This window comes from Mesorhizobium terrae (assembly GCF_008727715.1).
Classification (GTDB): Bacteria; Pseudomonadota; Alphaproteobacteria; order Rhizobiales; family Rhizobiaceae; genus Mesorhizobium; species Mesorhizobium terrae.
Genome location: NZ_CP044218.1, coordinates 1709175 through 1722017, shown reverse-complemented (window position 1 = coordinate 1722017; position 12843 = coordinate 1709175). Strand labels below are relative to the sequence as shown.

Below are 12843 nucleotides of genomic sequence, written 5' to 3'. Positions count from 1 at the left end.
TCGCCGAATGGCAAAAGGCCCCGGACGAACCGGGGCCTTTTCCAAAGGATGGTTGAGACGCCGTTATTCGGCGGGTGTCGGTTTCTTGCGGAACAGATTCACCAGATTGTCCCAAAGTTCGATCTTGGCGCCCTGCCGCTTCATGATCACGCCCTGCTGCAGGATCGACAGCGAATTGTTCCAGGCCCAGTAGATCACGAGACCGGCCGGGAAGCCCGCCATCATGAAGGTGAAGATCACCGGCATCCAGTTGAAGATGGCTGCCTGGGTCGGATCCGGCGGCGCCGGGTTCATCCGCATCTGCAGGAACATGGTCACGCCCATCAGCAGCGGCCACACGCCGATATGCAGCATGGCGGGCGTCGCGAAAGGCATCAGGCCGAACAGGTTGAGAAGCGAAGTCGGATCCGGCGCAGCCAGATCCTGGATCCAGCCGAAGAACGGCGCATGCCGCATCTCGATGGTGATGTAGAGCACCTTGTAGAGCGCGAAGAACACCGGGATCTGGATCAGCACCGGCCAGCAGCCGGCGATCGGGTTGATCTTCTCGGTCTTGTACAGCTCCATCATCGCCTGTTGCTGCTTCATCTTGTCGTCCGCGAATTTCTCGCGGATTTCCAGCATCTTGGGCTGCACGACCTTCATCTTCGCCATCGACTTGTAGGACTTGTTGGCGAGCGGGAAGAAGAAGGCCTTTACGATGATGGTGGTGGCCAGGATCGCCAGGCCGAAATTGCCGAAGAACTTGTAGAGCGTGTCGATCAGCCAGAACATCGGCTTGGTGATGAAGTGGAACCAGCCCCAGTCGATCAGCAAATCGAAGCGACGGATGTCGCGGTCCTTCTCGTAGGCGTTGATCGTGCCCACTTCCTTGGCACCGGCGAAAATCAGCGATTCCACGGTGGTCGACTGGCCGGGAGCAACGGTTATCGGATCGGACAGATAGTCGGTTTGATAGCGATGCCGGCCGCCATCTTCCAGGAAGGCGAAGCGCGGCTGGAACGGCTGCTTCTCGCTGGGCACCAGCGTTACCGCCCAATATTTGTCGGTGATGCCGAGCCAGCCATCGGTCGACTTGCTGGGCGTATACTGCTTGTCCTTCTCGATGGACGCGTATTTGTGCTCCTGCAGGCCCTCCGTGCCGGTCACGCCGATCAGCCCCTCATGCAACACGTAGACCGAGGCGGTGGTCGGCTTGTCGTAGCGGGTGACGCGGCCGTAATTCGACAGGGTGATCGGAGCCGAGCCGGTGTTCTGCACGCTGTCGGACAGCGTGAACATGTAATTGCCGTCGACCGAGACGGTGCGCTTGAAGGTCAGCCCCTTGTCGTTGGTATAGGTGAGCGTGACGGGGGTGGTCGGCGTCAGGGTCGCATTGCCATCGACCTTCCACTGCGTGTCGTAGCTCGGAACGGTACCGGTCTGAGCGTTGCCGACGAAACCCACCTCGGCGAAATAGCCAGTGGGCAGCGCCGACGGGTTGAGCAGTTCGATCTCGGGGGAATTCTTGTCGACGGTCAGGCGATAGTGCTTGAGCTTGAGGTCGTCCAGCCGTCCGCCGGTCAGGTTGATCGAGCCCTCGAGGCTCGGCGTGTCGATCTTCACGCGTTGGCTGGCGGCGAGCGCCTGGTCGCGCCCGGCGGGCGTCGTCGCATCGGCGCCAGACGCGTTAGGCACGGCACCTGGCTGTTGCGCCTGGGTGCTCGGCGTGGCGGTGCCGGCGGCGGGCTTGTTCTCGCTTTGGCGCTGCGCTTCGATGCGGGCGGTCTCGCGCTGCTGTTCGACGCGGGGGTTCATGTAGAACACCTGCCACAGCGTCAGTATCAACACCGAAGCCGCGATGGTGATGAAGAAGTTGCGGTTGTTTTCCATCGAGAGCCTTGGCCTATCGCGCTAGCGTTTTCCGTGGATGCGGTGGGAAAGCTCGACCTTCAATTGGTCGAACGGCGCGGCGAGAACATCCTCGCGCCCCACGATGACATAGTCATGGCCGCGTTCCATGTCAGCGGCGGCATAAGTGCGCACCGCTTCTCTCAGCCGTCGGCGAACCCGGTTGCGCACGACGGCATTGCCGACTTTCTTGGTGACCGTGTAGCCGACGCGCGGTGCCTCGCCGTCGCCGCGATTAAGCACTTCGACGAGGAAAAACCGCCCACGCCGCTTTTCGCCGCGCCGGACGGTGAGGAAATCCGAGCGTTTCAGTAGCCTTTTGGGCGCCTGTCCCATTGGGCTGTTTGCGGACAACGGTCGTGGTGTCCGCTCAGGCGGACAACCGCTTGCGGCCACGATTGCGGCGGGCTGCGACGACGCCGCGGCCGCCCTTGGTGGCCATGCGGGCACGGAAGCCGTGACGACGCTTGCGGACGAGCTTGGAGGGTTGGTAGGTGCGCTTCATTTGTTTTAATACCGCGGTGTGCGGCCCTTCTTGTGTCTGTCACTCTGTAACAGGAGCTTGGCCGGGCCTTGTTTGGCGCGGCCGAAACCGCGCCGGGTCGTAGGGCCCGAGCGTGAGCGGGGCTTATATGTACAAGGTTTTGCAGAGTCAATCCGGGGCGCCAGACTAAAGATTGCCAGTCATTTGGCTCCGCAGGTCATCAAACTGGAAATTATGCCGCAATTGCCTAGTTTGCATGCGAGGGCATATCGGCATTGGGCGTATGAGCGTCGAACCTTCCACCAATGAAAGCGGCGCGCGCTCCGGCCCGGCGCATGGCGGCGGCTCGCGCGCCGTACCGCTGTCGCGCGGACTTTCGGCCAAGCTCATCCTGCTCACGATCATCTTCGTGCTTCTGGCCGAAGTGCTGATTTTCCTGCCGTCGATCGCCGACTACCGAATGCGCTGGCTGCGCGAGCGCCTCAACACCGCGGCGGCGGTTTCAGTGGTGCTCATCGAAGGCGATCCGGCCTCGCTTTCGCGCACCGCCCAGGACGACCTGTTGATGGCAATCGGCGCGAAGGCGATCGCGGTGCGCGACGGCGACGTCTCGCGCCTGCTTGCCGTGGCCTCTATGCCGCCGCGTGTGGACGAGCACATCGATGTCGCCAATACCGGCATGGTCGCGCAGCTCACCGGCGCACTCAACACTTTGTTCTTCGGCGGCGATCGCACATTGCGCGTCTTCGGCCCGGTCGGCGAGAACAACCGCGAGTTCGAGCTGATCATGCGCGACTACCGCCTGCGCGCGGCCATGCTCTCCTTCTCGCGCAACATCGCCCTGATCGCGCTGCTGATCTCGGTGTTTTCCGCCATGCTGGTCTATGCCGCTGTCTACCGCATCATGATCCGCCCGGTGCGCGCCATGACGCGCTCGATGCTGTCCTTCTCGGAGGCTCCTGACGACCCGTCGCGCATCATCCATCCGGCCGCCCGCGCCGACGAGATCGGCGTCGCCGAGCGTGAACTGTCGCAGATGCAGGAACGGCTGCAAAAGATGCTGGCCGAGCAGAAACATCTGGCCGATCTCGGCCTCGCCGTGTCGAAGATCAACCACGACATGCGCAATGTTCTGGCTTCCGCGCAGCTCCTTTCCGACCGCCTGCGCCAGGTTAAGGACGCCAGCGTACAGGCCTTCGCGCCCAAGCTGCTCAGGGCGTTGGACCGCGCCGTCTCCTATACGGAGGGTGTGCTGGCCTATGGTCGCGCCCAAGAGGCGCCGCCGGCCCGCCGCGTATTGCGGCTGCATCAACTGGTGGAAGAAGTGCATGGCCTGCTCGACATCGGCGCCGGCATCGAGTTCGAAAACATGGTCGACACCGGTTTCGAGGTGGACGCCGATTCCGACCAGCTGTTCCGCGTGCTGACCAATCTGGCGCGCAACGCCGTCCAGGCCATGGCGACCGATGCCGACGGCGTCCTGGTGCGGCGGTTGGCCGTCTCGGCCGAGCGCATGGGCGGCGTCTGCCAGATCCTGGTCACCGATACCGGTCCGGGGCTACCGCCCAAGGCGCGCGAAAACCTGTTCGTCGCCTTCCGTGGCTCGGCGCGCAGCGGCGGTACCGGCCTCGGTCTGGCAATCGCGCAGGAACTCGTCCGCGCCCATGGCGGCAGGCTGGAGCTTCTTGAGAGCATCGGCGGCCGTACCGTCTTTTCGGTAACCATCCCCGACCAGCCGGTCAGTCTCGACCGTGCCCGTCGTGGCCTCAGGCGCCCGGCCTGACGCGCTTTCCAGCCAGGTGTCGTGACGACGGCAAAACTTTTCCATCGATTGGCTTGCATTTCGGAATTTGAGTCGTTAGGGAACTCCTCGCGTCGTGGCCGGCGGCAAAACCGGCAACGTAGCGACGTCAGGCAAGGCCTGTTGCGCGCCCGTAGCTCAGCTGGATAGAGCACCAGACTACGAATCTGGGGGTCAGGAGTTCGAATCTCTTCGGGCGCGCCATTCTTCAATAAACAGAGAAAACTGCAGGTAAGGTTTTAACCGGGCCTTTGGATGCCGCTTTGGCGAGCGTTGCCTTTGATCTCCTGACCCTGATTTCGTCATCCTTCAGGGGCACTTCACGCATCACCGTGTGAACGTATTCTGGATCAGTAAGCCCAGGTCTTGGACAAGGCGTGCGATTAGCTGCCAGAAATGGGGGCTACAGCCACGCGCAAATTTGCACGCTCGCGGCTTCCACTCGGTGAAACCACGCCGCGATCGCTGTCGATGGATGGCCCAAGCGGCCATCTTGCCGGTCGCCGGCTCTCCAGACGGGTCTCTTCATCAATCCGGCGAGGAAGCACCCCTGGCGCCGCTAGCCGAAGCGCTCCAGGGCGTAGGGGGACGGATTGGTGAATGTCGGCGTGCCGGTCATCATCTCGGCAAGCAGGCGTCCGGTGACCGGGCCGAGCGTCAGGCCGTGATGATTGTGGCCGAAGGCGAACCACAGCCCTTTGTGCCGAAAGCCGCGTCCGATCACTGGTCGCATGTCGGGCAGGCATGGTCGCGAGCCCATCCAGGGGGTCGGTTCAATGCGCTGGCCGAGCGGGAAGATCTCGCGTGCCAGCGGCTCGGTATTGTCGAGCTGGACCGGGTTCGGCCGCCGGTCGCGCGGCGCGAATTCGACGCCTGTGGTCAGCCTTATGCCCCGGGTCATCGGCGCCAGCAGGAAACCGGCATCGACGTCGACGACGGGATGATTGAGGGATGCGTCGGCGTCTGTTTTGAAATGAACGTGGTAGCCGCGCTTCATAGCAAGCGGGACGGTATAGCCGAGCGAACGGCAGACCGCGCCGGACCAGGGCCCGAGTGCCACCACCACCTCGCGCGCCTGGATAGGTCCATCCTCTGTGGCGATGCTCCATTTATTGTCGTCCCGCCGCAGCCGGCTGGCATCTCCGTGCAGGAACGCGCGGCCTTGGGCGACGAAGTGCTCGGCATAAGCCTTCACCAGCGCGCCGGGGTCAGCGACGGTGGCGGGATCGAGCCAGTGAACAGCGCCCATTAGGGTGTCGGAGAGATGTGGCTCGCGCCGGCTCAGTTCTGCCCGGTCGAGAAATGCGTAGTTGAGGCCGAATGGTTGCAGGGCTTCGGCGGCGGTTCGCGCTTGTTCGAAGGTGCGTTCGCTTCGGTAGCCTTCGATCCAGCCGGTCTTGCGCAATCGCGGCAATGCGCCTGCCGCTGTCATCAGTGCTTCGTGCTCGATCACCGATTGCTCGATCAGCGGGCGCATGTCGGCTGCGGCGCGCGCCAGGCGCTTCGGTGCCGACTCTCGCCAGAAACGCCACAGCCAGGGGGCGATGCGCGGCAGGTGAAGCCAGTCGAAATGTACGTCTGCCGAACGGTTGAATGCGTAGCGCAACAGCTTCGTCAGTTCGCGCGGCGCGCCGTAGGGAACGACGCTCGAGCGTTCGATCAGGCCGGCATTGCCGTAGCTCGTTTCCTCGCCGGCGCCGCGACGGTCAACAAGGATGACGGAGCGGCCGCGCTGCTGTAGGTGCAGCGCAACCGACACGCCGATGATGCCGGCGCCGAGCACGAGTACGTCGGCCCGACAGGTCTGCTGCTCCGTCATCGGCCGCTCGCTTGCTGGGGCGTCGTCAAGCGAAGGCACCATGGGTTCGAGACCGACTTTGCCGTGGTGTGTCATTGCCAAAAATCGCTGGTCATCGCCATGGTTCAAAGCGCCATGTCGCGGTCGAGTGGGAAGATCGGGCGCGAGACGTTGCGATAGGGCATCCTCGCATAGTCCATGGTGCAGAGCGCGCCGCTGTCGCAGACGATCACCTTGCCGGCGATGGGCTCGAAGGCAGCGCGGAAATGCTGCATCGACTTGAGCCCGACGACGCGATGCCGGGCGGGATCGATGCCGAAGGCTCGGAACTGCTGGAGGTCGCGCATCTGTGACGGTTCGGTGACGACAAGCACTGCAATGCCGTCGATCTGCACCACGGCCGTCGGGCCGAAGCTGAATTCGAGGCCACCCAGCTGTTCGCCGTCGCCGATGAGCTTGCCGTCGCTGATGACAAGCAGCTTGCCGGTGACTTCGAGCGGATCGCCGCCGAAACGCGGATCGGTCTTGCCGCCAAGTGTCAGCTGGACCGTGTCTCCGACGGTGGCGCGATGGAGTTGGTTGGCCGTCTCCGGATCGACGATCGGGCCGAAGCAGGCGTTGTCGATGCCGGCGTCCAGCAACGCACCGAGCAGGGCCGTCGCATCGCCATAACCACCGGCGCCGGGATTGTCGGCGTAGTCGGCGATGATCAGCGGATGGTCACCGCTGTAGCCGCGCGCGATCTCGGCAGCCTCCGTTACCGTGTGGAAGGTGTTGAGGACGTTGAAACGGTTGTCCCAGATTTCGTCGGCAATGCCTTCGGCGAAGACCTGATGGCGTGCCGGATCGCCGTCATAGGTGACAAGCACTGTCGGGCCGACTTCGGCGATGTCGGCATTGGGGAAGGCGCCGTTGATGCTGACGGCGAGCGCGCCGGATGTCTTCTCGTGGGCGCGTGCCCTGGCGATCCACTCAACCATCGGACCGATGTCGGTACGGCCGGCATTGGCCTCCTCCAGCATCGGTCGACGCGCGAGAAGCGTTTTTGGGCGAATCTCGCCGGCCATCGTGCGTTGCAACACCTCGCCGGCGTGGCGGGCGATGTCGCGCATGTCGATATGCGGATAGGTCTTGAACGAGATCAGGATGTCGGCGTGCTCGCACATTCTGGCGGTGACATTGGCATGCGGGTCGAGCGTGACGGCAATAGGTAGATTCGGGCCGACGACAGCGCGCAACCGCGCCAGCAATTCGCCTTCGCCGTCTGGCGAAAAGTCGGTGACCATCGCGCCGTGCAGGCCGAGCAGGATGCCGTCGAGCTCGCCCTTGCGCTCGACCGCCGCCTGGACGATGGCGCCGCCGATGCGGTCGAAGGCGTCGCGCGTCACCGGCCCCGCCGGCTCGGCGGCGGTGGAGAGGACGTGCTGGATCGTCCAGCCATATTTCCGTCCGATGTCGAGGAAGCCTCCGATCTCCGTGTTCGCCTCGCCCCGGGCGCGGATGGCGTCGTCGCCGAACAGCACGCCCTCGACCATGAAGGCTTCGTAATTGGTCTTTCGCACGCTGAACGTGTTGGTCTCATGTGCGAATTCTGCGGTTAGAACACGAAAGCTCATTGTCATGTCTCCGGACAGTTTCGGGCGTTTCGGATTGGTCGGGCGCGTGCGCTTCGGTGACACCGCGACGATGGCGCGCGCATTTGACGGTTGGGGTGAAGTGGGGCCTACCTTGCCGCACTGGCCAGGCAGCGGCCCCGGGTTCTGGCTACTCCATGTGGAACCGCATTTCGCCGATACGGCCGTCGCCGCCGCGTATGATCGACCAGTGCAGGAAGTAACCGCCCAGTCCCATGCGATAGCGCCTCAGATGGGATGCGGCGTCCCCTTCATGGTGGGTGAGTTCGAGCGGATTGCCGGCAACCACAATTCCCGTCGATGCGATCTGCTCGAACCAGCTATTGTTCCACAGGCGCCATGTCTCATCGGCAAAAGCCTGGCGCGGTGCGCGGCGTTCGACGATCGCCTGCAGCAGCTCGCGGTCTCGTTGCGTCTGCCCGGCATCGTCGTCCGGGATCGGTTCGTATGGAGAAAGCGCGGGATCGATGATGCCCGCGATCTTCTGGGCGATGCGTGCAACCTGGGCTTCATCGGTGTTGGCGAAAACACAGACCGACAATTTGCGCGAGGGGAAGCGCGCGATCTCGGCGCGGAAGCCATCCCATGTGCCGCCGTGCCGGATCTTGCGATGGCCGCGCAGTTCGGAGTTCTGCCAGCCCAGCCCGTAGCTGTTGAACGAAAACTGGCCATTGCGCATCGGCACGGGGTTGGACATCAGGTCAATGAGATCGTGGTTCAGCACCTTGGGATCGTCCAGCTCCAGCAGCCAACGGGCGATGTCCCGTGGCGAATAATAGAGCCCGCCGTCGCCGGTGCGCTGCAGGGTGGGTGCGGCCCAGTAGCGGTTTTCGAGGCGCCCGTCGCGAATGCAGTGGCCAGCGGCGCGGTTGGGCACGATGTCGTACCAAGATGCGTCGCGCGCCGTCGCCATGCCTATCGGTCCGAAAAGGCGTTCGCGTAACAGTTCGTAGTAGGGCTTGCCGGAGACGCGGGCGACGATGATGGCGGCAAGCATGTAGCCGGTGTTGCTGTAGCGATAGCCTTCGCCCGGGGCGTGGAGCAGCGGCGAACGCCGCGCCAGGTTGATCAGCTGCTGGTCGCTGTGGTCCTGCCAAAGATTGTAATGAACGATGCCGTCCCGATCCTCGGTTGGTTCGAAGGCGATCTCGAAATTGCCCAGCCCGGCCATCATCGAAAGCAGATGGCGGATAGTGATGCCCACCCAGCTTTGCGGCCCCTCGGGGATATAGGTCAGGATCTGGTCGTCCAGTCCGATGCGGCCATCCTGCAGCAGGAACAGAACCGATGTTGCGGTGAACATCTTGCCGGTCGAGCCGGAATGGAAAACCGTATCGGGGGAGACCGGGGTGTTGTTCTCGACATTGGCCAGGCCGTAGCCGGCAAGGTGGATGATCTCACCATTGCCGACGATGGCGACGCCGAGACCAGGCACCTGGCTGTTTTCGATCTCCGCCTGCAGGTAGCGGTCAAGCTCTTCAGTGTGGCTCATGGTTGTCTTCCTCACGCGACCGATCTGCGTTCGGCGGTCTCCGCGGTCGCACTGACGAGCGGATGATGGCAGGCCACCTGCTGCCCGTTCGCTTGCACCGAGAGCGGCGGCAGCGTCCGGCGGCAGAGGTCGGAGACGCGCGGGCAGCGATTGGCGAAGGCGCACCCGGCCGGCAGGTCGTAGCCGCTGGGGACTTCACCCGAGAGCCGCGTGATCGCGCGGCGCTGGCGGGGGTCGGGCTCGAACGTGCTGTCGAGAAGCGCGCGGGTGTAGGGATGCGCGGGCTCGGCATCGCTTGGCATCATTTCCACGACACGGCCAAGATACATGACCAGCACCTGGTCGCAGAAATAGCGCACCAGGCCGAGGTCGTGAGAGATGAACAGATATGTCAGCCCGAGGTCCTGGCGCAGCCGCTCCAGCAGCGAAACGATCTGGGCCTGCACGGAAACGTCGAGCGACGCCGTCGGCTCGTCGAGCACCACCAGCGACGGATTGAGCGCCAGCGCCCGGGCGATGCCGACGCGCTGCTTCTGACCGCCGGAAAGCTGGTGCGGATAGCTTTGCGCCAGTGAGGTGTTGAGGCCGACCATGTCGAGCAGCGAAGCGACGGTTTCGTCGGGCGCCTTCGCTTTCACCCCTTGTACCCGGAATGGCTCGAGCAACGCGTCCCTGACCGAATAGCGCGGGTCGATTGCCGAATAGGGATCCTGGAAAACCAGCTGCATGCGCTGGCGCAGGCTGCGCAGATCTGCGCGCGACAATGAGGCCATGTCGACCCCGTCGAAGGTGACCTGGCCGTCGCTTGGACTGATCAGGCGCAGCACAAGCCGGGCGAGGGTGGACTTGCCGCATCCGGACTCGCCGACGACGCCGAGGATCTGGCCGCGCTTCAGGTTGAAGGAAACGTCGCTGACCGCATGGAACACCTTGCGCTTGCGCAACAGCCCGCCATCGACGAAACGACGGCTCAGCCCGGAGACAGTGAGAAGGTCGCTCATGCTGCCTCCGCCAGATGGCAGGCAACGCCGTTGCCGCCTGCACCGACGCGAAGCTCGGGGATTTCCACACGACAGCGATCCGCGGCGCGCGTGCAACGCGGGTTGAACCGGCAGCCGCGCGGCTGCGTCATCGCTGTTGGCACGATGCCAGGGATGGCGGTCATCGTTCCCGGCGCCATGTCCCGCCGCGGAATGCAGCGGATCAGCGCCTGGGTGTAGGGGTGCCGGGGATGCTGGAACAGCGCGTCGACCTGCGCCAGCTCGACCACCCGGCCGCAATACATCACCGCGACGCGATCGCAGGCCTGAGCAACGACGCCCATGTCGTGGGTGATCAGGATCAGCCCCAGCCCTCGCTGCCGCACGAGGTCGACGAGGATCTGTACGATCTGTGCCTGGACGGTGACGTCGAGCGCAGTGGTTGGCTCGTCCGCGATCAACAGCTCGGGGTCGCCTGCAAGCGCCATGGCGATGACGATGCGCTGCTTCATGCCGCCGGAAAGCTGGTGCGGGAACAGGTTGTAGACCGAGGCGGGATCGGGGATGCGCAGGTCTGCCATCAGCTCGAGGCTCCTGGCGCGGGCAGCACTTCGGCCGAGACCGAGGTGCAGCCGAGCTGCCTGATCGATCTGCGGGCCGATCCGCATCATGGAATCGAGCGAGGTCATCGGGTTTTGCGTGATCAGCGCGATGCGTCCGCCGCGCAGCCGACGCAGCTGCCGTTCCGGCATGCCGACGAGCTCGGCGCCATCGAAGCGGATGCTGCCGGCCGCGACCTGGCCGCCAATGCGCGGCAGCAGACCCATGATCGCGGTTGCGGTCAGTGACTTGCCCGAACCGGATTCCCCCACGATCCCGAGGATCTCGCCGCGATCGACGCCCAGCGTGACTTCGTCGACTGGCGAAAAGGCACCGAACCTGATCCGTAGCATTTCCAAATTCAGCAGCATCTTCAGGCGTCCCTGAGCTTGGTGCGGACATCGAGCGCTGCGATCACCGCGTCGCCGAAGAGGTTCAGGAAGACCACTGTCAGCGCCACCGCCAGACCGGGCAGCAGGATCACCCAGGGTGCGATGAACAGTTGCGCCGTGCCGGAGCTCATCATGGCGCCCCAGCTCGGCGTCGGCGGCTGCGCGCCCAGGCCAAAGAAGCCAAGGGTCGCCTCGAGGATGATGGCGTCGCCGGTTGCCAGCATCGCCGCCACCAGCACCGGCGCCAGCGCATTCGGCAACAGATGCGAGAACAGGATGTGCGTGTGGCCGGCGCCGAGGCTGACGGTTGCCTCCACATAGGTCTCGCTCTTGAGCGACATGATCTGGGTGCGCGTCAGCCTGGTGAACTGCGCGAGGTAGGCGATGGCGATGGCGATCACCACGCCCTCCAGTCCCGGTCCGATGATCGCCACCAGCATCAGCGCGATCAGGATTTCGGGGAACGACCAGGTCAAGTCGACGACGGTCATCACGGCGCGGTCGAACGCGCCGCCGAAATAGCCGCAGGTCGCGCCGAGGACCAAGCCGAGCAACACCGAGATGCCGATCGCCGTGATGCTGACCGAAAGCGAGGTGCGCGCGCCGGTGATCATCCGCGACAGCACGTCGCGACCGAATTCGTCTGTGCCGAACAGATGCGTCAGCGACGGAGCCTGGTTCATGATCCCGAGGTCCTGCTGGTCGTATGGATATGGTGACAGCCATGGCGCAAACAGCGCGCCGACCACCAGCAGCAGGAGAAATGTGCCGGAGATCCCTCCCTTGAAGGTGGAGATCGCCTTGAGCAATGCCAGTGCGCGACGGCCCATCATGACCGTGCCTCGCGCTGGCGAGGATCCATGGCGGCCTGAACGATGTCACCGATCAGGGCGCCGATGATGACGGCCATGGCAAGCATGAGGAGGCAACCTTGCACGAGGGGATAATCGCGCTGGTTGAGCGCACGGATCAGCAGTGAGCCGAGGCCGGGACGGGCGAAGACATATTCGATGGTCACCGCGCCACCGAGCACCCAGCCGATGCGCAGGCCGAGGATGGTGACGACCGGAACCATGGCGTGGCGCAAGACGTGGCGCAGCTGGATCATGAATGGCGGCAAGCCCTTGGCGTGCAGCAGCATGACGAAATCCTGCCGCGACGTCTCGATCATGGCGATCCGCGTCACCCGGGCCACCAGCGCGATACCGCCTAAGCCCGCTGCGATGACGGGCAGGATGAGCGAGCTCCAGCCGCGGGCGCCGGAGACGGGAACCCAGCCGAGCCATACCGCAAAGACCAGGATCAGCAGCAGGCCGAGCCAGAAGCTCGGCACGGTCGAGCCGAGCAGGATGAAGCCGGTGATGGCGTCGTCGATGCGCGTGCCCTGGTAGCTGGCAGCGATGACGCCGGCGGCGATGCCGGTCAGCGTCGAGAACAGCAGTGCCGCTCCGCCCAGCTGGAGGCTGTAGGGTAGGTTCTGCGCGATCAATCCGCTGACCGGGCGACCCTGTACGATGGATGTGCCAAGGTCACCGGTCAGGAGCCGGCCCATCCAGGTGAAATATTGTTCCACCAGGCTGCGATCGAGGCCGTATTTGGCGGCGATCTGAAGGCGCTGCTCGGGAGACGAGCCGGCGCGCATCAGATTGTCGATGGGGTCGCCCGGCACCAGGTGAATGATGAAGAACACCACCAGCGAGACGACAAAGAACACCGGCAGCAGCAGCAGCAGCCGCCTCAACGTGAAGCCGATCATTTCGTACTGCAGCTCC

The 12843-nt window shown here is 64.1% G+C and carries 11 protein-coding genes and 1 tRNA gene; 2 read left to right on the top strand and 10 right to left on the bottom strand.

All coding sequences use genetic code 11. The annotated features are described in order from the left end of the window. Nucleotides 1–63 precede the first annotated feature (63 nt). The 3 genes from yidC to rpmH are packed head-to-tail and all read right to left on the bottom strand — an operon-like array spanning nucleotide 64 to nucleotide 2395. The gene (gene yidC / locus FZF13_RS09450; protein WP_024923413.1) at nucleotides 64–1872 is read right to left on the bottom strand and encodes a membrane protein insertase YidC; all 1809 of its coding nucleotides are present in this window, start codon (nucleotides 1870–1872) and stop codon (nucleotides 64–66) included. A gap of 21 nt (nucleotides 1873–1893) precedes the next feature. Further along, nucleotides 1894–2226: a ribonuclease P protein component gene (gene rnpA, locus FZF13_RS09445; protein ID WP_036254965.1), complete on the bottom strand. Its 333-nt coding sequence runs from the start codon at nucleotides 2224–2226 to the stop codon at nucleotides 1894–1896. 34 nt (nucleotides 2227–2260) lie between these two features. Further along, on the bottom strand, nucleotides 2261–2395 hold the full coding sequence (rpmH, locus tag FZF13_RS09440; RefSeq protein ID WP_008833937.1) for a 50S ribosomal protein L34: 135 nt from the start codon (nucleotides 2393–2395) through the stop codon (nucleotides 2261–2263). A gap of 262 nt (nucleotides 2396–2657) precedes the next feature. On the opposite strand from rpmH, the gene FZF13_RS09430 reads away from it, so the two are divergent. Continuing rightward, nucleotides 2658–4157, top strand: a complete 1500-nt coding sequence (locus FZF13_RS09430; protein WP_024923415.1) for a sensor histidine kinase — start codon at nucleotides 2658–2660, stop codon at nucleotides 4155–4157. A 145-nt stretch (nucleotides 4158–4302) separates the two neighbouring features. After that, a tRNA-Arg gene (locus tag FZF13_RS09425) sits at nucleotides 4303–4379 on the top strand. Between the two features lie 355 nt (nucleotides 4380–4734). On the opposite strand, the gene FZF13_RS09420 is transcribed toward FZF13_RS09425, so the two are convergent. The 7 genes from FZF13_RS09420 to FZF13_RS09390 form a co-directional block, all read right to left on the bottom strand. After that, the gene (locus tag FZF13_RS09420) at nucleotides 4735–5994 is read right to left on the bottom strand and encodes an NAD(P)/FAD-dependent oxidoreductase (RefSeq protein WP_150978953.1); all 1260 of its coding nucleotides are present in this window, start codon (nucleotides 5992–5994) and stop codon (nucleotides 4735–4737) included. 104 nt (nucleotides 5995–6098) lie between these two features. Beyond that, nucleotides 6099–7589, bottom strand: coding sequence for a M81 family metallopeptidase (locus tag FZF13_RS09415; protein WP_024923417.1), 1491 nt, complete (start codon nucleotides 7587–7589; stop codon nucleotides 6099–6101). A gap of 148 nt (nucleotides 7590–7737) precedes the next feature. Beyond that, nucleotides 7738–9099 carry a serine hydrolase domain-containing protein gene (locus tag FZF13_RS09410; RefSeq protein ID WP_024923418.1) on the bottom strand — a complete coding sequence of 454 codons (1362 nt, stop codon included), beginning with the start codon at nucleotides 9097–9099 and terminating at the stop codon, nucleotides 7738–7740. Between the two features lie 11 nt (nucleotides 9100–9110). Then, nucleotides 9111–10100 (bottom strand): ABC transporter ATP-binding protein, encoded by a 990-nt coding sequence (locus FZF13_RS09405; protein WP_024923419.1) that lies wholly within the window; start codon nucleotides 10098–10100, stop codon nucleotides 9111–9113. Then, complete coding sequence (locus FZF13_RS09400; protein WP_024923420.1) at nucleotides 10097–11050, bottom strand: ABC transporter ATP-binding protein; 954 nt, start codon at nucleotides 11048–11050, stop codon at nucleotides 10097–10099. Before FZF13_RS09400 ends, FZF13_RS09405 begins: the two co-directional genes overlap by 4 nt. Before the next feature lie 2 nt (nucleotides 11051–11052). Next, nucleotides 11053–11904 carry an ABC transporter permease gene (locus FZF13_RS09395; RefSeq protein WP_036254962.1) on the bottom strand — a complete coding sequence of 284 codons (852 nt, stop codon included), beginning with the start codon at nucleotides 11902–11904 and terminating at the stop codon, nucleotides 11053–11055. Further along, complete coding sequence (locus FZF13_RS09390; protein WP_024923422.1) at nucleotides 11901–12827, bottom strand: ABC transporter permease; 927 nt, start codon at nucleotides 12825–12827, stop codon at nucleotides 11901–11903. The genes FZF13_RS09395 and FZF13_RS09390 overlap by 4 nt, the downstream gene beginning before the upstream one ends. Nucleotides 12828–12843: the final 16 nt, after the last annotated feature.